Genomic DNA, 18,427 nt, shown 5'->3' on the forward strand with positions numbered 1-18,427 from the left:
GGTGTCGGCGTCCCACGACCGGTATGGCGAGTCTCAGGGACCTCGGGCTGTCGGAGTACGAGGCACGGGCCTACCGGTCCTTGCTGAAGACCGGCCCGACGACGGCGAAGGAGCTCTCCCGCGTGAGCGACGTCCCGATGGGCCGCATCTACGACGTGCTCAACAGCATCGAGCAGTACAACCTCGTCCGGTCCCAGTCCGCGAGCCGGCCGAAGAAGTACGTCGCCGTCGAGCCCGAGACGGCGCTGGACCGGCTGCTCGAGGACAAGAAGCGCGAACTCGAGGAGAAGGCCAGCCAGTACGAGTCCATCGTCGACGAGCTGGAGGGGGAGCTGGAGACCGCGGAGCCGGTCGAGGAGCGCTTCTGGACCGCTGCCGTGGGGGCCGACGAGGCCGCCGACCTCCTGCTCGAGCGCATCGCCGCCGCCGACTCCCGCATCGTCATCGTCCTCTCGACGTACACGGAGCAGTACTTCGACATCCGCGAGGTCGGCAACGCCCTGCTGGACAGCCTGCAGGAGGCCCTGGAACGCGACGTCGAGGTCGACTTCCTGATGAAGCCCGAACTCGTCCCGACGCTCCCGCCGGAGTTCGGCGACCGCTACAGCGAGACCCTCAGCGAGTACGACGCCTTCGAGGTCCGCACCGTCGATGACGTCTCCGGGACGTTCACGCTGGTCGACGAGAGCGAGGTCGTCATCGAGGTCCCCCACCCGCTCCAGTCCGAGGAGGTGTTCGCGATGCTGAACCTGAAGGACCGCGAGTTCGCCGCCAGCGTCCGCGAGGAGTTCCGCCCCCGGTGGGAGGCGGCCGAGGAACTGCTGCTGTAGCGGGACCGCCGGGCCGGCTCCCGGGGGACCGCTCCCGAGGTTATATCCGGGCCACCTGCGATGTCGGCCCTGGAACAACAGATGGTGTCGCTGTCCGTCCTGACCGTCGCGGGGCTCCTGGTGGCCGTGTTCGTCGGGTTCAACATCGGCGGGTCGTCGACGGGGGTGGCGTTCGGCCCGGCGGTCGGCTCCCGGCTGGTCCGGAAGGCGACCGCCGCCGCGCTGTTCCTCGCCTTCGCCTTCCTCGGCGCGTGGACGGTCGGGCGGAACGTCATCGCGACGATGAGCAGCAGCATCGTCCCGGCGGTGCAGTTCACGCCGCTCACGAGCGTCGTCGTCCTGTTCTTCACCGGGCTGTCGCTGTTCATCTCGAACCTCTACGGCGTCCCGGCGTCGACCTCGATGACCGCCGTCGGCGCCATCGTCGGCCTCGGGCTGGCCTCGGACACGCTCAACCGGGCGCTGATGTTCGTCATCGTCTCGGCGTGGATCGTCGCGCCCCTGCTGAGCTTCACCGTCGGCGTCGTCGTCGGGCGCTACGTCTACCCCTACCTCGACCGCTACGTCGCGTTCACGAAGTTCGACCTCCACCTCGTCCAGCTCGACCGCTCCGGGCGGGTACCACGCCCCCGGTTCAACAGGAACGCCTCCCCCCGGGACGTCGTCGGGTCGCTGTCGGTGGTCGTCATCGGCTGTTACATGGCGTTCTCGGCGGGCGCGTCGAACGCCGCCAACGCCGTCGCGCCCCTGGTCGGCGCGGGCGGCCCGCTCACCGTCGACCAGGGGGTCCTGCTCGCGGTGTTCGCCTTCGGGCTGGGCGGGTTCACCATCGCCCGCCGCACCCTGGAGACGGTCGGCGACGACATCACCGAGTTGCCGATCCTGGCCTCGCTCATCGTCTCCGTGGTCGGCGGGACGGTCATCACGGTGCTCTCGCAGTTCGGCATCCCCGCGAGCCTGGCGGTCTCGACCACCTCGACCATCATCGGGCTAGGCTGGGGCCGGGCGAGCCGGGCGGCGACCCTGGCCGAACTGGCGAAACCGACGCCCGAACGCCCGGATCTGGAGGTCGCGACCGGGGCGCTGGTCACCTCACGCGTCGAGGAGGCCCCCACCAGCCCGACCATCGGCGACATCGCGCGCCAGGAAGAGCCCGCGGAGCCGGACGACGAGGTGCCGGACGTCCCCGACGTCGGCGCCGAGGGGCCGGCGGATCTGGACGAGCGGAGCCTGTTCGACGCCGGGGCCGCCAAGCGCATCGCCTCGATGTGGGTGCTGACGCCCGCGCTCGCGGTCACGGCATCCTATCCCGTGTTCCTGCTGCTGTTGTGAGCAGGCCGTTCGGCTAGTCGTTACACCCAAATCATTCGCGTTCAAAGCCCCGATACCGACGAGATGCGTCACCCATGACCACACCAGACGCCGAATCGTTCCCGACACCGAGGCCGTGGTATCGGTCACGAACCGCCGAGACAGTGCTGGGTGTCGGGCTCTGTCTGGCCATCGCGGCGATGTACGCCGTCCTGCGGTACACGGAGCTCCCGTGGTTCGTCGACCGGACGGCGGCGCTGATGCTGTTCCTCTCCATCCTCGGGATGGTGGTCGTCTCCGGGCGCGTCGTGACCAGGACCTTCGGCCGACGGCGGAACTACTAGGTGGGCCCCGAACCGAACCGCGAAGGCGCTCGTGCTAGTCGTCGGTCGTCGGCGACTGCTCCGGCTCCGCTTCGGGCGCGCCCGACCGCGAGGTCGTGACGTACACCGACTCGGTGTCGAAGACGAACTCGTCGAGGAAGGCGACGACGTAGACGATGCTCTGGAAGAAGAAGTAGAACCAGAGCGTGAACGCCGCGAGGTACTCGACGGGGTGGTGCGAGTAGCCCTCGCGCCAGTCGCGGGCGAAGATGAGGTACGAGCAGACGACCGGACCCAGCCCGATGGCGGTCCAGAGGTAGTCGTCGAAGGGGAGCCAGGTCGAGCTGTCGAGGACGAACTGGTCGAGGACGAACAGCGGTGCCACGAGGACGAGCAGGACCGGCAGGAGCGCGTAGCTGAAGGTGTAGATGGCGTCGGCACGCTGGCGGCGGTCGAGGGTGTCGTTGCGCGAGAGCGGAAGCAGGTGGCGCACCGCGACCTGCATCCAGCCGCGGGCCCAGCGCGAGCGCTGGCTCCACCAGCCCGACAGGGTAGCGGGGTTCTCCTCGAAGGTGAGGATGTAGGGGTCGACCTGGAGCCGCTTGCCGTGGGCGTGGATGCGCGCCGACATATCGATGTCCTCGACGAGAACGTCCTCGTCGAACATCCCGAGTTCATCGAACATCTCGGCCCGGAAGAAGGCCTGGCCGCCGCCGAAGATGGTGAAGCCGCCGAACACCTGGCGGCCGAACAGGTCCGCCAGCTCGGCGATGTGGCGCTCGATGGTGGCGTGGAGCGCGAGCAACGAATCGGTGGGGTTCCGGCCGTAGCACCGGCCCTTCACGCACCAGATCTCGTCGTCGGACTCGAACCAGCGGACGGCACGGGAGACCGCGTCGGGCGCGAACTCGTGGTCGGCGTCGATGCTGGCGATGAGGTCACCGGTGGCGTACTGGAGCGCGTAGTTGGTCGCCTTGGCCTTGCCGCCGCCGGGCTCGTCCCGCTCGACGGCCTTGACGGCGTCGTACTCGGCGCCGTAGCGCTCGGCGATGGCGCCCGTGCGGTCGGTGGAGTCGGCCTCGTAGCAGACGACGATCTCCAGGCGCTCCCGCGGGTACTCCAGCGCGAGCGCGGCCTCGATGGTGTCCGCGAGGACGGGCTCCTCGTTGTACGCCGGGATGACGACGCTCACCAGCGGCAGGTCGTCGGGGAGGTCACCCGGGGGCTCGGTCCGCGCGAACGCGAGCAGCGAGCTGAGGTACGTCCGACCGACGAGTCCCAGCAGCAGCACCAGCAGGACCGTCCGGAGGGTCCGCTCGTAGGCGACGGAGACCAGCGCGGGGAGGGTGAGGGCACCGACCAGCGCGGCTGCCGTCAGGCCGTAGACCAGGGCCTTGCGGAGGGAGACGCCGGCCGCATCCGCCGTCTTGACTTTCATTGCCGTTGATATTTCCGTCGCGGCCCATAGTGGTTTTCATACGACCCCGAGAGTACGCTCTCCGCGTCGGTTTCCCCGGGATGCGCCGCCACGACGCCGACCGGCTCTGGCACCCACCGGAGGCATCGTCCCGTGATATCGGCCGGCACACCGGGGATGGCAGCCCCGTTCCGCGTCGTTCATGGGTGTGCCGGCCTCGGGTCCACCCGGATGGGTCGCTTCACACGCCGCCGTGCGCGCCGGTGGCTCGCCCGTTGCTGGGGGCGGGCCGCCGCAGCGGCGCGCGCACAGCCCGCCCACGCGCTCGCGCTCGCGCTCGTCACGGCCGCCGGCGTCGCGCTGCGGCTGTACGGGCTCGGCGCCGAGAGCTTCTGGATCGACGAGGCCATCACCGCCACCCTGATCGAGCGGTCCGGCCCGCTGGAGCTGGTCACGGTGGTCCCTCGCGAGCAGCCGCACCTCCCACCGTACTACGTCCTCCTCGACCTCTGGGCCGGCGTCGTCGGGCGGGGTGACGCCGCGCTCCGTGCGCTCTCGGCACTGTTCGGCGTCGCCACGCTCCCCTTCGTCTACGGCGTCGGGCGGCGGCTGTTCGACCGCCGCGTCGGCCTGCTCGCGCTCGCGCTGACCGCGGGCTCGCGGATACAGCTCTACTACGCCCAGGAGGCCCGGATGTACGCGATGCTGACCGCCCTGACCGTGGCCTCGTACTACTGCCTGCTGCGGCGCGACGAGCCGCGCTGGGCGGCCGGCTACGTCGTCACCGCGGCCGGCGCGGCCTACGTCCACCCGTTCGGTGGCCTCGGCGTGCTGGGGGGACTCGCCTACCTCGCGCTCGCCGCCCGGCTCGACGCTCGCGGCCGCCGTTCGAGCGAGTGGCCGGGCATCGCCGGCGACCGGCGTGCGCCCGCCCTCGTCGGGCTGGCGCTCGTCCCGCTGGTCGTCGCGGCGGCCCGCGAGTTCGCCGTCGGCTTCGAGCTGACCTACCTCTCGCGCCCGGGGGTCGACGAGGTCGCCCGCTCCCTGCTCGCCTTCTTCGGGTCGTGGCCCACGCCGGGCGTCGGTGTCGCCGTCGGCGCCCTGCTCGCGCTCCTCGCCGTCGCCGCGTTCACCCGGCTCGCCGTGGCCGCGATGGGCCGCCGCCCCCCCACGCGTGGGGTCGGCGCGACGCTCCTCCTCGCGTGCTGGGCGGCCGTCCCCGTCGCCGTCCTCGTGGCCGCCTCGCACCTCCTGACGCCGGTGTTCTGGTACCGGTACGCGCTGCCGGCGGCGCCGGCCTGCTACCTGCTGGTCGCCCACGGTGGCGTGTGGCTGACCGACCGTGCGGCGGCGTGGCTCGCCGCCCGACGGTCGACCGACACCGGGACGGTGACGGCCACGGACGGCGGGCGCCGCCGCCTCGCACTCGTGCTCCGGGCGGCGCTCGCGCTCGTGCTCGTCTGCTCGCTGGTCCCCTCGGTCGCGGCCTACCACACGACCGACGGGAAGGACCAGTGGGAGGAGGCCGTCGGCGCCGTCGAGTCACGCGCCGACCCGGGGGACCTCGTCCTGGTGGATGGCTGTCTCATGCGGCTCGGCTACGACCGCTATCGGGAACGTGAGGACCTCGCGGTCAGGGGCGTCATCGACGTGGAGTCGGCGATGGGGGTGAGCGAGACCCCACCCGCGGTCGTCGCACGGGCGGTCCGCAACCGCTCGACCGTCTGGACGGTCCTGGCGCACGTCTCCGACCGCGAGGAGCACCGCCTCCGTGACATCGTCCGGGAGACCCATCGCCCGGCGTGGAACGGGTCGTACGTCTCCATCGAGGTGACCCGCTACGAGCGCCGCACCACGGCCGAGCGCGGGGTCGCGAACGGCTCGCTCCCCTCGCGGTCGGCGTTCGACTGCCGGAACCACCTGCTCTGAGGCCGGGGCGCTTCGCCGGGACTATCCGCTCGCCACGCCTCCGTCCGGCCGATGCGCGACGTGGTGCTCGTGACCGTCGACTCGCTGCGGGCGGACACGGTCGGGTTCATGGCCGACCGGGCGCCCGACACGCCGGCCCTCGATTCGCTCGCGGCCCACCCGGCGACGACGGTCGCGACGCGGGCGTTCTCCGTCGGGAGCTACACGAAGATGGCGTTCCCCGGCATCCTGACCGGGACCAGCCCCCGTGCGTACGGCGGCGAGGAGTCGCTGGCCGGGCGGCCCCACGTCGCCGAAGCCTTCGCCGACGCCGACTACCGGACGGGCGCCTTCCACTCGGTCGGCTACCTCTCGCTGGGCACCGGCTACGAGCGCGGCTTCGACCACTTCGACGACGGCATCCACGACCCGGCGGCCGTCGCCGGCCGCCACGACGCGGACGACGGTGATGGCGAGGAGGCGACCGACGCGGCCGGGGCGGCCGCCGGCCCCGTCGCCCGGCTCAAGCGGCTCGCCCGCCGACTCCCGGACGATTCCCTGCCGGCCCGCGCGCTCCGCCGGGGATACGGCGAGGCCCGCTGGCTCTCGATGTGGGCCGGCAGCGAGCCGTACACCGCCGCGGCCGAGTTGACCGACCGCGCCCTCGACTGGCTCGGCCGCGCCGACGGGCCGCACTTCTGCTGGCTGCACTACATGGACCCGCACGTCCCCTACCTCCCGCGCGAGGGGACCGTCTCCGAGGGCGTCTCCCGGCGGCGCGCGGTCCAGTTGATGCGCCGCTCGGAGGGCAACGACCCGGACGCCATGAGCGACACCGACATGCGTGACTTCCGGCGGCTGTACCACGGCGAGACGGCGTACCTCGACCGCCACCTCGGGCGCCTGTTCGAGGGGCTGGAGGCGCTGGACGACCCGCTGGTCGTCCTGTGCTCGGACCACGGCGATGCCTTCGGCGAGCACGGGCTGCTCCGGCACGGCGGCCCGCCGCTGGGGTCGCTCGTCCACGTCCCCTGTCTCGTCCACGACCGCGGCGGCGGGGAGCGTCCCGACGAGGTCCGGACGCCGGTCTCGGCAGTCGACCTCGTGCCGACGCTGCTGGACGGGGCCGGCCTCCCGGGCGACGACCGGCTCGTCGGGCGCTCCGTGTTCGCCCTGCCGGCCGACGGCGACCGGACGGTGTTCGCCTATCGGGGCAACCCGGAGGCGACGCCGTACCACGTCACCGCCATCGACGGCGACCGGCAGGTCGTCCGGCGGCTGTTCGCCCCCGACGGCACCCGAGACGGGACGGAGACGGGCTACCGGCTCGGGACCAGCACCGCCGAGCGGGTCGACGAGCCGGCGCCCGACCTCTCGGCCGCCATCGACGACCACCTGGCCGACCTCGACACGACGGCGGGCGACGACGACCGCCACGAGCCCTCGACGGCCGTCGAGGAGCGGCTGGCGCGGCTGGGGTACCGGGACCGCGACCTCTGAGCGCGGGGCGTCCCGGCAGCGCGCGTCACTCCCCGTCCCCGGCCTCGAACTTCGCGAGCAGGTCGTCGTAGAACGCTCCGTCGCCGTTCGCGCCGTCCCGGGCCAGCTTCTCGACGATGAGTTCGGGCGTCGAGCGCGCGAGGTGGTTCTTCCTCGGCGACCGGTTCACCACGAGTTCCCCGTCCTCCAGGCCGACGGCCTCGATGCCGTCGACGGTCACGTCGATGGCGCACTCGGCGCGGATCTCGGCGGCGAGGTGCGAGACGAAGACGGCCGTGGAGTCGCCCTCGGCGAGCGCCTCGAGGATGCCCGCGATGATCACGGCCGAGGCGCCGGGTTCCGTGATGGACTCCAGTTCGTCCACGAGGACGAGCCGGCGGTCCTCGCCGGCGACGAGGTCGCCGAACTCCCGCAGCGTCGCCTCGAACGCGCCCGCGTCGAGGGTACCCTGGGATTTGGCCTGGTAGTGCAGCGCCTCGAACCGCTCCAGTTCCGCACGCTCGGCCGGGACCGGGAGGCCCATCTGCCCGAGAACGACCGTCAGCCCCACGAGGTCCAGCGTCGAGGTCTTCCCGCCGGAGTTGACCCCCGAGAGGAGCGCCACGCCCGCGACACCGTAGTCGACGGGTTCGACCGCGTCGAACGGCACGTCCAGCAGCGGCGACCGTCCGCCCTCGATGGTGAAACCGTCGCCGTCCGCCGCGAAGGTCGGCATCGTGCAGTCGAAGTCGCGGGCGAAGCGCGCCACGGCGAGTTCGACGTCCAGTTCGAGTGCGGCGTCGACGAGTTCGTGCGCGGGGTCGCGCAGGTCCGCCAGCCGCTCGGCGAGGTCGCGCTTGCGCGCCGTGGCGCGGCGGTCGCGCGCCGCCGTGAGTTCCTCCCGGAGCCGGGAGACGGCGCGCTCGTCGTGCTCGACGGGGAAGGTCGGGTCGTCGCCGAACGCCCGCCGGGCGAGGTCGGCGTAGTCCTCCAGCCCGAGCGCGTCGACGAGGTGGTCGCGGGCGGCATCGACGGCGGCGGCGTACTCGTCGGCGAGTTCCCGTTCGAGCAGCGAGTCGACGCCCGCGCCGCGCTCGACCAGCGAGAGCAGATCCGCGCCCTCGACCGTGACGTCCTGGTCCTCGATGGCCTCGCGGAGGCGGTCGTTGGCCATGTTCTCGGCCATCGACACCGCGGCGTCGAGGTCGTCGACGGCGTCGACCAGCCGCCGGAGCTGCTCGTCGCCCGCGACGGTGCCGTCCTCGTTGAGTTCGGCCAGTGCCGCCTCCAGGGCGTCCGGGTCGAGCGGCACGTCGAGGTCGGCGGTCCGGGCGACGGCGGCGGCCGCCCGGAGCGGGTCGCGGTTCCGTGCGAAGAAGGCCAGTGTCCGCTCGGGGACGACGCTCGCCGGGTCCTCCAGCGCCCGCGGTTCGACGCGCACGTCGCCCTCCACCTCGACGCCGGCGAACTGCTCGTCCAGCACGACGACCGTGGAGTAGCCCCGTGCGAGTTCGGCGATGGCGCGCGCGTCGTCGACGAGTTCGACGCTCATCTCGGGGATGGCGTCCCGTGCGGCCGAGTACGTCTCGGCGTCGCTCGTCGCGAGACAGCGGTCCCGGACCCGCACGTCGCCGGGCTGTTCGAGCGGCTCGACGCCAGAGAGCGCCTCCAGCACCTCGGGGTCGGGCTCGCGGGCCATCGCGCGCTCGGCGAACTCCCGGACCTCGGCGATGCGTGACTCGCTCGCGGAGGGGTAGAGCGTCTCCAGCCGGCGGGCGGCGTAGTCGGTGACGGCGCGGTCCTGCAGCAGGTCGAGCGCGTCGCGGTGCAGCTCCCGGGCGCGGTCGGTCGCGAGGAACTCGCCGTCGTCGCCGTGGCGATGCCGGATGGCGGCCCGAGCGATGCGGGCCGCGCGGCCGTCGCTGATACCCGGCGCGCGGGCGATGGCGGCCACGTCGCCCGCTTCGAGGGCGGCCTCGGGGTCGTCCAGTTCGGCGAGGCGGTCGGCGGTCTTCTCGCCGACGCCCGGCACCTCGCGTACGTCCATTGCTGGCTTGGGCGTCGGCACGGCCCAAAACGGTAGCGGGTCCCGGCGGCGCCGGGCGGCCTCGCGGGAGCGTCGTTACCTGAGGCCAGGGCGCGAGAGTATATCTCTCTCGGGCGGCTACGGCCCGTGTGAGTGTCTTCGCCCGCTTCCATCTCCCGGTCGGCGAGTTCGCCCTGGCCGACGCCCTCGGGCACGCGGCGGGCGCCCGGGTCGAGCTCGTCCGGGTCACCATCACCCGGGAGGTGCTGACGCCGTACTTCTGGGCGACGGCCGAGGACCTGTCAGCCTTCCACGATGCGCTCCTGGCCGACGGCTCCGTCTCGGCCGTGACGCTCGTCGGCAGGTTCGCCGACGTGCGGCTCTACCGGGTGGCCTGGGCGGACGCGGTCGAGGCGCGGTACGCTGACCTGCGGGCCTCCGTCCTGGGGACCGTCGGGACCGCCGAGGGCTGGGTGTTCCGCGTCCAGTTCCCCGACCGCGACGCGCTCGCGGCGTTCCGGGACCGCTTCGCCGACGCGGGCGTCTCCTTCACCGTCCGCTCGCTGACCGACCTCGACTCGCCCCCCTCGGGGCTCCAGTACGGCCTGACGCCGAAGCAGAGCGAGGCCATCCTCGCGGCCTGGGAGCTGGGCTACTACCGGAAGCCCCGCGAGGCCACCCTCGCCGACGTGGCGGCCGACCTGGACATCTCCCAGCAGGCACTCTCGGACCGACTCCAGCGCGGCCACGAGACGCTCGTCCGCAACACCGTCGTCGCCCCGTCACCGCTCCAGCCCGACGGGAGTAGATAAAGGACGGTGGGTAACTGGTGCATACCTATGCTGGTTGGTAGCGTTGGTACCGCCGGTGATGATCCGATGCCGATGGAAGAAGAGCGCCACGGAGACGACCGGGTGAGGGGCGAGACACGGGCCGAACGCCTCACGGGTGGGATGGCGGGCTACGCCATCTTCATGTGCGACCCCGACGGCGAGATCGAGTCCTGGCCCGCCACGGCGACGGAACTCTACGGGTACACGTACGAGGCTCTCGTCGGCCGACCGCTCCGGACGCTCTGGGCCGACGAGCGGACGGCCCCCGACGAGGTGGCGGACCTCCTCTCGGAGGCCCGCCACGCCCCCGTCGAGGCGGAGGGGTGGCACGTCCGCGCCGACGGGGAGGTGTTCTGGGCGACCTGTGCGATCTCCCCCATCGAGAACGCCGCGTTCCACGGCTACGGCGTCGTCTGCCAGGACACGACCGATCGCAAGCAGTACGAGCGGATGCTCGAACGGCAGAACGACCGCCTCAAGGAGTTCACCGACATCCTCAGCCACGACCTCCGGAACCCGCTCAACGTCATCACCGGCCGGCTCCAGCTGTACGAGGAGACCGGCGAACCGGAGCACATCGAGGAGATCCGCCGGACGACCGACCGGATGGAGCGGCTCATCGACGACCTCCTGCGGGTCGCCCGACAGGGTGACGTGGTCGAGGACCCGGAACCGGTCGACCTCGAACGCGTCGTGGCCGTCGCCCGCGAGGGGACGATGCACGACCGGGCGACCCTGGAGTACGTGGCGGTGCCACGGCTGATGGCCGAGGAGGACCGCCTCGTCGAACTGTTCGAGAACCTGCTTCGCAACGCTACGGAGCACGGTGGCGCGGCCGTCTCCGTCGTCGTCGGGCCGATGGAGGACGGGTTCTTCGTCGCCGACGACGGCCCCGGCATCCCCGAGACCGAGCGGGAGCGGGTGTTCGACCACGGCTACACCACGAACCCGGACGGCTCGGGGTTCGGCCTCTCGGTCGTGCGCACGGTCGTCGGCGCCCACGGCTGGGACGTGGCCGTCACCGAGGGCGAGGGCGGCGGCGCCCGCTTCGAGGTCACGGGTATCGAGTTCGTCGAGTGAACCGCGACCACTCGCTCACCGCACCGTCCCGCGGCCGGGGCCAACCGGCCGGGAGCCCACCTCGCGAAGTACCGCTCGGGACATCGGTTTTCCGTCCGCGACCCGTACTCGAACCATGCCCGATTCCATCCCCGACACCGTGACCGATGCGCTCGCGGACGTGCCCGTCGAGGGAGCGACGGCCCTGGAGGCCGGTGCCGGGGTCGGCAACGGGACGGCCGGGCTGCTGGCCGCCGGCGCGGAGACCGTGTACTCCGTGACGGACGAGGCCGACCACGCCCGGACGGTCCGTGAGCGCTGCCCCGGCGCGAGCGCCCTCCAGGCCGACCTCCGAGCGGTCCCGCTCCCGGACGACACTATCGACGTGGTGCTGGCCCACGGACTGTTCAACGTCCTGCCGAACGAGACGGCCGCGGCGGTCGCCACCGAGTTGACGCGGGTCGTCGCCCCCGGCGGCTGGCTCGTGCTCGACGACTACGACCCGCACCCGCCCGACTCCCGGATCCGGCGGCTGTACGCCGTCGAGAACGCACTGGCGGAGCTCGCCCGGGCACGACCGGCCTACGTGTTCCACCCGGCGGAGGAACTCCGCGCCCTGTTCACCGGCCACGGGTGGATCCACGAGCGGACAGCGACGTTGCTCGACCCGGTGCCGTGGACCCACGAACATATGCAGGCGCACGCCGACGCGGCGCGGCGGGCCGCGACGGCCGTCCCGGACGAGCTCGCCGACCCGCTGCTCGAACGGGCCGAACGGTTGGCCGCCGAGGGGGAGGACCCGACGGGCCGGATGTACTCGCTGGCACTGCGCTACGACGAGTGACGGCACCGGTTCGGCCCCTGTCCATCGTCTCGGCCGCGGGCACCGGAACCGCCCGGGCGGGACGGTCGGGTGCCGGAGCGGTCGCGCCCGCGGGGAGGAGTAACTCGCCATCGGAGCCGGCACCGCCGGAGGGGCCGCCGACCGTCGAACTACCGGCCACTCGAATCGCTTGCTGGCTCGGTTCGCTCGTTCCGCCGGAACAGCGGGCCGACCAGCCCGAGGAGGACCACGAGCAGTCCGGCCATCACGACGATCGCCCCGCCTACCGAGTACCCCTGGACGGCCTCCACGACGCTGTTGAGGCCGCCGACGAGGATGAGTGCGATGCCGAACAGCTGGAGCCTGAGGGCGGCCGTCATCACCAGGGAACCCGTCCGCCGGCACTAAACCTCCCCTGATTCGAGAACGGCGGTGCAGGCGGGGGGGGTCCCGTCCGGCCCGACAGCGAGGGACTTGAGATGCCGTCCATAGCGGGGGAAACGGGTAGGAGGAGTGGCGCCAACGGATAGCCCGTGCAGACGTACGACGCGTACCGGACGGCGCTGGCGGATGTCCCGCTCCCGGCGGCGTTCGTCGACCTCGATGCGCTGGCGGCGAACGTCGCGACGGTGCAGGACCGGGGCGCCGGGACCCGGGTCCGGGTCGCCTCGAAGTCCGTGCGGTGTCGCGAAATACTGGATCGCGTGACCGACGCCGCCGGCATCCGCGGCCTGATGTGCTACACCGGCCGCGAGGCCGCGTACCTCCACGAGCACGGCTTCGACGACCTGCTGGTGGCGTATCCGGTGCTCTCCCGGGACGAACTCGACCCCGCTGCCGACGCGGTGGCCGACGGTGCGGACGTGACGCTGATGGCCGACTGCGCCGAGCACGTCGAGCGAGCCGCGGCGGCCGCACGCGACGCCGACGTGGTGTTCGACCTGTGCATCGACGTGGACATGTCGACCGAGCACCTCACCCAGTGGTTCGGCGTGAAGCGCTCGGGCGTCCGCTCGCCCGAGGCGGCGCTCGACCTCGCGGCGACCATCGACGCCGCCGAGGGCGTCGACCTGGCGGGTATCATGGGCTACGACGCGCAGATCGCCGGGCTCCCGGATCGGGACCCGTCGAACTCGGCGGCGCTGAACGCCGTCATCCGGCGGCTGAAGGAGCGCTCGAAACCAGTCCTGCGAAAGCGCCGCCAGGACGTGGCCCGCGCGCTCGACGAGGAGTACGGCCTCCCGCTGGTCAACGGCGGCGGCACGGGGAGCGTCGAGTTCACCGTCGGCGACCCGTGGGTGACGGAGGTGACGGTGGGGAGCGGCTTCTACGCCCCCCGCCTGTTCGACTGGTACGACCGCTTCCAGCACGAACCCGCGGCGGGCTACGCCATCGAGGTGACGCGGATGCCCGACCCGACCATCTTCACCTGCCGGGGCGGCGGCTACGTCGCCAGCGGCCCGCCGGGCGAGGACAAGGCGCCGGCCCCCGAGTTGCCCGAGGGCGCCGCGTTGCTCGACGAGGAGGGCGCCGGTGAGGTCCAGACGCCGGTGCGCTACGACGGCCCGGTCGACCTGGACTACGGCGACCCCATCGTGATGCGCCACGCGAAGGCCGGCGAACTCTGCCGGTCGTTCCGCGAACTCCACCTCGTCCGCGGGGACGAGGTGGTCGAGACGGTTCCCACGTACCGAGGTGACGAGACGTGTTTCCTGTGACCCGACACGCCGGACGCCCCGGCGCACGCGAGGTGACGCACCGATGATGGAGTGGTCCAACTGGTCCGGCAGCGCGACCTGCCAGCCCGCGTCGGTCCACTACCCGCGGACGCTGGCCGACATCCAGCGCGCGCTCCGGGCGGCCGGCCCCGACGACACCGTCCGGGTCGTGGGCGCGGGCCACTCGTTCCCGGCGGTCGCGACCAGCGACGACGTGCTCCTGTCGCTGGAGCGTTACACCGGCCTCGTCGACGTGGACACCGACGCAGAGACCGTCACCGTCCGTGCCGGGACGAGCCTCCACGACCTGAACCGCGCGCTCGCCGAGCACGGCCTCGCGCTGGAGAACATGGGCGACATCGACCGGCAGTCCGTCGCGGGGGCGCTCGCGACCGGGACCCACGGCACCGGCGACGAGTTCGGCGTCATCGCGACGACGGTCGAGCGACTCCGGCTCGTCACGGCCGACGGCGGCACGCGCGAACTCACGCCCGAGGACGGGGAGGCGTTCCGTGCGGCCTGCGTCTCCCTCGGGACGCTCGGTGTCGTCACCGAAGTCACCCTCTCCGTGCGCCCGGCGTACAAACTGGAGGAGCGGACCTGGACCGCGGACATCGACGACGCGCTCGCGGACATCGACCGCCACCGCGCCGAGCACGACCACTTCGAGTTCTGGTGGTTCCCCCACACCGGGACGGCGTGGATGAAGACGCTGGACGAGGTACCCGACGACACGCCGGACGACCCCACGCCCGCGTACGAGGAGCGGTTCGAGAACCTGGCGTGGGAGGGCATCTGCCGGCTGGGGACCGCGCTCCCGCGGGCCGCCACGCCGTCTCTCAACCGCGCCACCGTGGCGACGTTCGACGAGAGCCGGGCCGTCGGGCCCTCGCACGAGGTGTACCCGACGACGCGCGACGTGCGGTTCAACGAGAGCGAGTTCGGCGTCCCGCTGGACGACGCGGTCGACGCCTTCGAGGCCCTCCGCGAGACCGTCCGGGACCACCGGGTCCAGTTCCCCGTCGAGTTCCGGACCGTCGCGGGCGACGACCTGCCCATCTCCCCGGCCTACGGTCGGGACTCGGCGTTCCTCGCCTGCCACACCTACCACCGCAAGCCGTACCGCGCGTTCCTGGAGGACTGCGCCGCGACGCTGGAACCGTACGATGCCCGGGCCCACTGGGGCAAGCACCACTGGTACGACGCCGACGACTTCGCCGACCTGTACCCGGAGTGGGAGACGTTCCAGCGCATGCGCCGGGAGTTCGACCCCGACGGCCGGTTCCTCAACGACCACCTCGCCCGGGTGTTCGGGACCGACGGCGTGGCGTCGGGGGGCGAGACGCCAGCGCCCGCGGACGACGACTGAGTCGGTCAGTCGCCGGCGACCACCGACGGGTAGTCGGCGATGAGACCGTCGACGCCCAGTTCGGCCAGCCGCGAGGCCTCGTGCCACTCGCGGACGGTCCAGGCGTTGACGGCCCAGCCGTGGTCGGCCGCCGCCTCCAGCACGGTGTCGCGCGTGTCGGGGACGCCGCCGGCGTCTCCGGGGTCGGCCCACGGGTCCACGCGCGGGTCGTCCGCGAGGAGCACGTCGAGCGGCGGGTGGAGGGCCGCACAGTCGTGCTCGCGGGCGACGGCGACGGCGTCGTCGACGTTCGTGAGCGTGAGCGCGGCCGTCGGGTGGGCGCCGAGGTCGCCGGCGACGGCGAGTGCGGCCTCGCAGAACGAGGAGAACAGGACGTCCACGGCGGCGGCCGCGCAGTCGTCGAGTACGCGCTCGACGAAGGGCCGCCAGACCTCGCGCTGTGTGGCGAGCGCGTCGTCGTCCAGGTTCGTGCCCGGGCGGATGTTGTGCGTGCCCGGGTTCTTCAGCTCGACGTTGAGGCGCACGTCGTCGGGGCAGGCGTCGAGAACCGCCGCCAGGGTCGGCACCGTCTCGCCTGAACCCAGCACCTCGGCCGCCGTCACCTCGTCGAGCGGCGTCTCCCAGACGACACCCTCCCCGTCGGTCAGTCCAGGGCCGCCGTCGTCGGCCGTGTCGAGCCGGCTGTCGTGGATGACGACCGGCGTCCCGTCGGCGGCGGGCTGGACGTCCACCTCGACCATCCCCGTCTCCGGGTGCGCGCCGGCCCGGCGGACCGCGCGGACGGTGTTCTGCGGGTCGGTGCCGGCGAAGCCACGATGGGCGACGAGCGTCGGGCTGGCCATCACGCGCCGGTCGGGCGGGAACGGACTTCAACGGGGCGCCCGGCGAGGGCGCAGTCTGGGAGACGCCGCTGGCGGCGGTGTCGGGGCGCCCGGCGACGGGACTCGGGAGAGGCGGGCGACGGTGGTGTCGGCCCGGCGTCGTTCAGACGTGCTCGTCGAACCGGACGACGAGGGCGCCGAATACGAGCGTGAGAACGGTTGTGGCGACGATGCCCGCGGCCGCCGCCGAGGAGAGGCCGGCAGCGGCGAGTCCGAGGTAGCCACCCGCGGCCCCCAGGGCCAGGAGCGCGCCGAGGACGACGACGGCCGTCCGGGTATCGGGGAACAGTGACGATGCGCCGACCGTCGTCGGGTCACGGCCCGGGACGGGCGAGCGGGTCCGGGGCTCCTCCTGGCCGGCGATAGCCTCGAGCACGTCCATCGGGTCGACGTCGTCGAGGTCGGGGTCGATGCTCGTCCCCGCCGTGTCGTCGCGGGCGGCCACGGCGTCGAACCCGTCGGTGTCGGCGAGCGCGGCCGCGGCGCCGGAGCCCGGGGTGTCGCCCAGGTCCGCGCCGGCGGAGTCCTCGACGGCCGCCCCGGTCGGGACCGACGACTCCTGGGTCGCCCACCCCGGGAGGTCCTCGTCCTCGAGACTGTCGAAGTCGACCGCGTCGACAGCCCCCTCCTCGCCGTCGTTGCTCGACATCACGTGGCCTCGTTGCCCGTGCTGGGCGCGCCACCCTCAATAATCCGTCGCCCGGGCGCAGCCACCGCCTGTGGCCCGTTCGGCCGCCGTCGCCGGGACGAAAGCACACAAGCGACACCCGCCCACGCCCGGGGACGACCACGGGACGGCGCGCGGATACGGCGACCGTCCGGGGACCGATTTATGGCGCCCCCGCGACAGACTGGCGTATGGCATCCGCACGCCTCGCAGACAGGACCGTCCTCATCACGGGGGCGGGGTCGGGAATCGGCCGCGAGACGACCATCCGGTGCGCCGAGGAGGGCGCGAACGTGATCGCGACCGACGTGGACACGAACGGCGGCCAGGAGACCGTCGAGATGGTCAGGGAGGCCGACCCCGACGGCATCGTCGAGTTCGAGAAGCTGGACGTGACGGACAAGGAGACGTTCCGGGAGGTCGCCGACGAGACCGCCGAGCAGTACGGGCTGGACTGCGTCGTCAACAACGCCGGCACCGGCCACCCGCCCGCCAACGTCGAGGACGTCAGCGACGGCACGTTCGAGTACGTGATGGACGTGAACCTGCGGGGCGTCTGGAACGGCTGTCACGTGACGCTCCCGCACCTGAAGGAGGGCGACGGCGACGCAGCCATCGTCAACGTCTCCTCGCTGGCGGGCTTCCTGGGCTTCCCGCAGCAGTCGGTCTACTCGCTGACGAAGGGCGCCGTCCTCAACTTCTCGCGGGCGGTGGCCGCCGAGGCCGGCTACGCCGGCGTCCGCTGTAACGCGGTCTGTCCGGGCTTCACGGACACGCCGCTGGGGCGCCAGTACTTCGAGACGAAGGGCGACCCGGAGAAGGCGATGGAGAAGGCCGCGAAGCAGTACCCCCTGAAGCGCCTGGGCGAGCCCAACGAGATCGCCGAGCCCATCCTGTTCCTCCTGAGCGAGGACGCCTCCTGGATCTCCGGGCACGGCCTCGTCGTGGACGGCGGCTTCTCGATCACGTAATCGCGACGGCGCGAACCCCTTCGTTTCCGGTCGAACTCCCGAGAGCGAGTGGCGACGCTCGGCGCGGCGCTGTCGTCGCCCCGGACGCGAAGTTCAAACCGGAAGCCGCAGCAACGGGTCCCGTGCCAGCCCGCCATCCGACCCCCGCCGACGGAGACCGATGAGCGACCGCGGACTCGTCGCCTACGAGCGTCCCGACGGTCGGTACAACTGCCACTACGCCCACTGGGGCGCGGGCGACGGCCTCGCCGACCGGCTCGCGCCCGCGACCCCGTTCGGCGGCGCCGACCCGCGGGCCGAGTGGGCCGCCGGCCTCCTGCGCGACCTGCTCGTCGCCACGGGGACGGCCCCGGAGTCGGTCGCGGGGCGCGTCCCCGCGGCGGCGGCGACGGCGGTCGACCCGACCCCGCTGGCCGTCGGGGTCCCCCGCGACGACCTCGCCGCTCACGTCGCCTTCGGCATCCACGAGGCGCTGCACCTCGTCGACCGGGCGTTCGCGGTCACGACCTTCCTCGCGGTCCCGTTCGACCTCGCGCCCGTGGCCGACACCATCGACGGGGCGAGCGTCGACCCCGCACGCGGCGGCGTGCTGGTCCCCGTCGAGGGGTCGGTCGAACTGCTCCGCGAGCGCGCCGCGGGGGCGCGCGAGGCCCTGGGCGCGGCCGTCGACGGCGGGATCGCACCCGCGGCCGCGCGGCTGGCGCTCCGCGAGACCGCCGCACGCTGGGTCGGCGCCGACCGGTTGCTCGTCGCGGACGGGGCGCCCGGTCGGAGCGACGCCGGACCCTGATTCCACCCGGCCGTCGCCACCG

The 18,427-nt window shown here is 72.6% G+C and carries 17 protein-coding genes; 12 read left to right on the forward strand and 5 right to left on the reverse strand.

Going from position 1 to position 18,427, the window contains the following annotated elements; translation table 11 throughout:
• Nucleotides 1-23: 23 nt before the first annotated feature.
• The 3 genes from P2T62_RS22475 (at nucleotide 24) to P2T62_RS22485 (ending at nucleotide 2,485) form a co-directional block, all read left to right on the forward strand.
• On the forward strand, nucleotides 24-830 hold the full coding sequence (locus tag P2T62_RS22475) for a TrmB family transcriptional regulator (protein WP_276259264.1): 807 nt from the start codon (nucleotides 24-26) through the stop codon (nucleotides 828-830).
• A 60-nt stretch (nucleotides 831-890) separates the two neighbouring features.
• Nucleotides 891-2,162, forward strand: a complete 1,272-nt coding sequence (locus P2T62_RS22480; RefSeq protein WP_276259265.1) for an inorganic phosphate transporter — start codon at nucleotides 891-893, stop codon at nucleotides 2,160-2,162.
• A gap of 74 nt (nucleotides 2,163-2,236) precedes the next feature.
• The gene (locus P2T62_RS22485) at nucleotides 2,237-2,485 is read left to right on the forward strand and encodes a hypothetical protein (RefSeq protein WP_276259266.1); all 249 of its coding nucleotides are present in this window, start codon (nucleotides 2,237-2,239) and stop codon (nucleotides 2,483-2,485) included.
• Nucleotides 2,486-2,519: 34 nt separating this feature from the next.
• Here the strand turns inward: P2T62_RS22485 and P2T62_RS22490 are convergent, their stop codons facing one another.
• Nucleotides 2,520-3,902, reverse strand: coding sequence for a glycosyltransferase family 2 protein (locus P2T62_RS22490; protein ID WP_276259267.1), 1,383 nt, complete (start codon nucleotides 3,900-3,902; stop codon nucleotides 2,520-2,522).
• 210 nt (nucleotides 3,903-4,112) lie between these two features.
• On the opposite strand from P2T62_RS22490, the gene P2T62_RS22495 reads away from it, so the two are divergent.
• Complete coding sequence (locus P2T62_RS22495) at nucleotides 4,113-5,810, forward strand: glycosyltransferase family 39 protein (RefSeq protein ID WP_276259268.1); 1,698 nt, start codon at nucleotides 4,113-4,115, stop codon at nucleotides 5,808-5,810.
• Nucleotides 5,811-5,861: 51 nt separating this feature from the next.
• Complete coding sequence (locus tag P2T62_RS22500; protein WP_276259269.1) at nucleotides 5,862-7,289, forward strand: sulfatase; 1,428 nt, start codon at nucleotides 5,862-5,864, stop codon at nucleotides 7,287-7,289.
• Between the two features lie 25 nt (nucleotides 7,290-7,314).
• Here the strand turns inward: P2T62_RS22500 and P2T62_RS22505 are convergent, their stop codons facing one another.
• Nucleotides 7,315-9,315, reverse strand: a complete 2,001-nt coding sequence (locus P2T62_RS22505; RefSeq protein WP_276259270.1) for a MutS-related protein — start codon at nucleotides 9,313-9,315, stop codon at nucleotides 7,315-7,317.
• A gap of 128 nt (nucleotides 9,316-9,443) precedes the next feature.
• Between P2T62_RS22505 and P2T62_RS22510 the strand changes: the two genes are divergently transcribed.
• From P2T62_RS22510 to P2T62_RS22520, 3 genes are all read left to right on the forward strand, one after another.
• A complete protein-coding gene (locus P2T62_RS22510; RefSeq protein WP_276259271.1) occupies nucleotides 9,444-10,106 on the forward strand; it encodes a helix-turn-helix domain-containing protein in 663 nt (220 codons plus the stop codon).
• Nucleotides 10,107-10,172: 66 nt separating this feature from the next.
• A complete protein-coding gene (locus P2T62_RS22515; RefSeq protein ID WP_276259272.1) occupies nucleotides 10,173-11,207 on the forward strand; it encodes a two-component system sensor histidine kinase NtrB in 1,035 nt (344 codons plus the stop codon).
• Nucleotides 11,208-11,322: 115 nt separating this feature from the next.
• Complete coding sequence (locus P2T62_RS22520; protein WP_276259273.1) at nucleotides 11,323-12,030, forward strand: class I SAM-dependent methyltransferase; 708 nt, start codon at nucleotides 11,323-11,325, stop codon at nucleotides 12,028-12,030.
• A 149-nt stretch (nucleotides 12,031-12,179) separates the two neighbouring features.
• Here the strand turns inward: P2T62_RS22520 and P2T62_RS22525 are convergent, their stop codons facing one another.
• Entirely contained in the window at nucleotides 12,180-12,389 is a 210-nt protein-coding gene (locus P2T62_RS22525; RefSeq protein WP_276259274.1) for a hypothetical protein, read from the reverse strand.
• A 153-nt stretch (nucleotides 12,390-12,542) separates the two neighbouring features.
• On the opposite strand from P2T62_RS22525, the gene P2T62_RS22530 reads away from it, so the two are divergent.
• Nucleotides 12,543-13,727, forward strand: a complete 1,185-nt coding sequence (locus P2T62_RS22530) for an alanine racemase (RefSeq protein WP_276259275.1) — start codon at nucleotides 12,543-12,545, stop codon at nucleotides 13,725-13,727.
• Nucleotides 13,728-13,770: 43 nt separating this feature from the next.
• Nucleotides 13,771-15,096 carry a D-arabinono-1,4-lactone oxidase gene (locus P2T62_RS22535; RefSeq protein ID WP_276259276.1) on the forward strand — a complete coding sequence of 442 codons (1,326 nt, stop codon included), beginning with the start codon at nucleotides 13,771-13,773 and terminating at the stop codon, nucleotides 15,094-15,096.
• Between the two features lie 5 nt (nucleotides 15,097-15,101).
• Here P2T62_RS22535 and P2T62_RS22540 read toward each other — a convergent pair whose 3' ends face one another.
• Entirely contained in the window at nucleotides 15,102-15,938 is an 837-nt protein-coding gene (locus P2T62_RS22540; RefSeq protein WP_276259277.1) for a glycerophosphodiester phosphodiesterase, read from the reverse strand.
• A gap of 142 nt (nucleotides 15,939-16,080) precedes the next feature.
• Entirely contained in the window at nucleotides 16,081-16,626 is a 546-nt protein-coding gene (locus P2T62_RS22545) for a hypothetical protein (RefSeq protein WP_276259278.1), read from the reverse strand.
• A gap of 209 nt (nucleotides 16,627-16,835) precedes the next feature.
• Between P2T62_RS22545 and P2T62_RS22550 the strand changes: the two genes are divergently transcribed.
• Together P2T62_RS22550 and P2T62_RS22555 are read left to right on the forward strand one after the other, a co-directional pair.
• The gene (locus P2T62_RS22550) at nucleotides 16,836-17,615 is read left to right on the forward strand and encodes an SDR family NAD(P)-dependent oxidoreductase (RefSeq protein WP_276259279.1); all 780 of its coding nucleotides are present in this window, start codon (nucleotides 16,836-16,838) and stop codon (nucleotides 17,613-17,615) included.
• Nucleotides 17,616-17,775: 160 nt separating this feature from the next.
• Nucleotides 17,776-18,405 (forward strand): DUF6735 family protein, encoded by a 630-nt coding sequence (locus P2T62_RS22555; protein ID WP_276259280.1) that lies wholly within the window; start codon nucleotides 17,776-17,778, stop codon nucleotides 18,403-18,405.
• The last annotated feature ends 22 nt before the right edge of the window (nucleotides 18,406-18,427 follow it).

The sequence above is a fragment of the Haloglomus litoreum genome (assembly GCF_029338515.1).
Lineage (GTDB): Archaea > Halobacteriota > Halobacteria > Halobacteriales > Haloarculaceae > Haloglomus > Haloglomus litoreum.

Excerpts from the sequence above, each read along its gene's own strand:
- P2T62_RS22555 (WP_276259280.1), top strand. The coding sequence starts at position 17,776 with ATGAGCGACCGCGGACTCGTCGCCTACGAGCGTCCCGACGGTCGGTAC.
- P2T62_RS22475 (WP_276259264.1), top strand. The coding sequence starts at position 24 with ATGGCGAGTCTCAGGGACCTCGGGCTGTCGGAGTACGAGGCACGGGCC.
- P2T62_RS22525 (WP_276259274.1), bottom strand. The coding sequence starts at position 12,389 with ATGACGGCCGCCCTCAGGCTCCAGCTGTTCGGCATCGCACTCATCCTC.
- P2T62_RS22515 (WP_276259272.1), top strand. The coding sequence starts at position 10,173 with ATGCCGATGGAAGAAGAGCGCCACGGAGACGACCGGGTGAGGGGCGAG.
- P2T62_RS22480 (WP_276259265.1), top strand. The coding sequence starts at position 891 with ATGTCGGCCCTGGAACAACAGATGGTGTCGCTGTCCGTCCTGACCGTC.
- P2T62_RS22505 (WP_276259270.1), bottom strand. The coding sequence starts at position 9,315 with ATGGACGTACGCGAGGTGCCGGGCGTCGGCGAGAAGACCGCCGACCGC.
- P2T62_RS22535 (WP_276259276.1), top strand. The coding sequence starts at position 13,771 with ATGATGGAGTGGTCCAACTGGTCCGGCAGCGCGACCTGCCAGCCCGCG.
- P2T62_RS22545 (WP_276259278.1), bottom strand. The coding sequence starts at position 16,626 with ATGTCGAGCAACGACGGCGAGGAGGGGGCTGTCGACGCGGTCGACTTC.
- P2T62_RS22495 (WP_276259268.1), top strand. The coding sequence starts at position 4,113 with ATGGGTCGCTTCACACGCCGCCGTGCGCGCCGGTGGCTCGCCCGTTGC.
- P2T62_RS22485 (WP_276259266.1), top strand. The coding sequence starts at position 2,237 with ATGACCACACCAGACGCCGAATCGTTCCCGACACCGAGGCCGTGGTAT.
- P2T62_RS22520 (WP_276259273.1), top strand. The coding sequence starts at position 11,323 with ATGCCCGATTCCATCCCCGACACCGTGACCGATGCGCTCGCGGACGTG.
- P2T62_RS22540 (WP_276259277.1), bottom strand. The coding sequence starts at position 15,938 with ATGGCCAGCCCGACGCTCGTCGCCCATCGTGGCTTCGCCGGCACCGAC.
- P2T62_RS22490 (WP_276259267.1), bottom strand. The coding sequence starts at position 3,902 with ATGAAAGTCAAGACGGCGGATGCGGCCGGCGTCTCCCTCCGCAAGGCC.
- P2T62_RS22500 (WP_276259269.1), top strand. The coding sequence starts at position 5,862 with ATGCGCGACGTGGTGCTCGTGACCGTCGACTCGCTGCGGGCGGACACG.
- P2T62_RS22550 (WP_276259279.1), top strand. The coding sequence starts at position 16,836 with ATGGCATCCGCACGCCTCGCAGACAGGACCGTCCTCATCACGGGGGCG.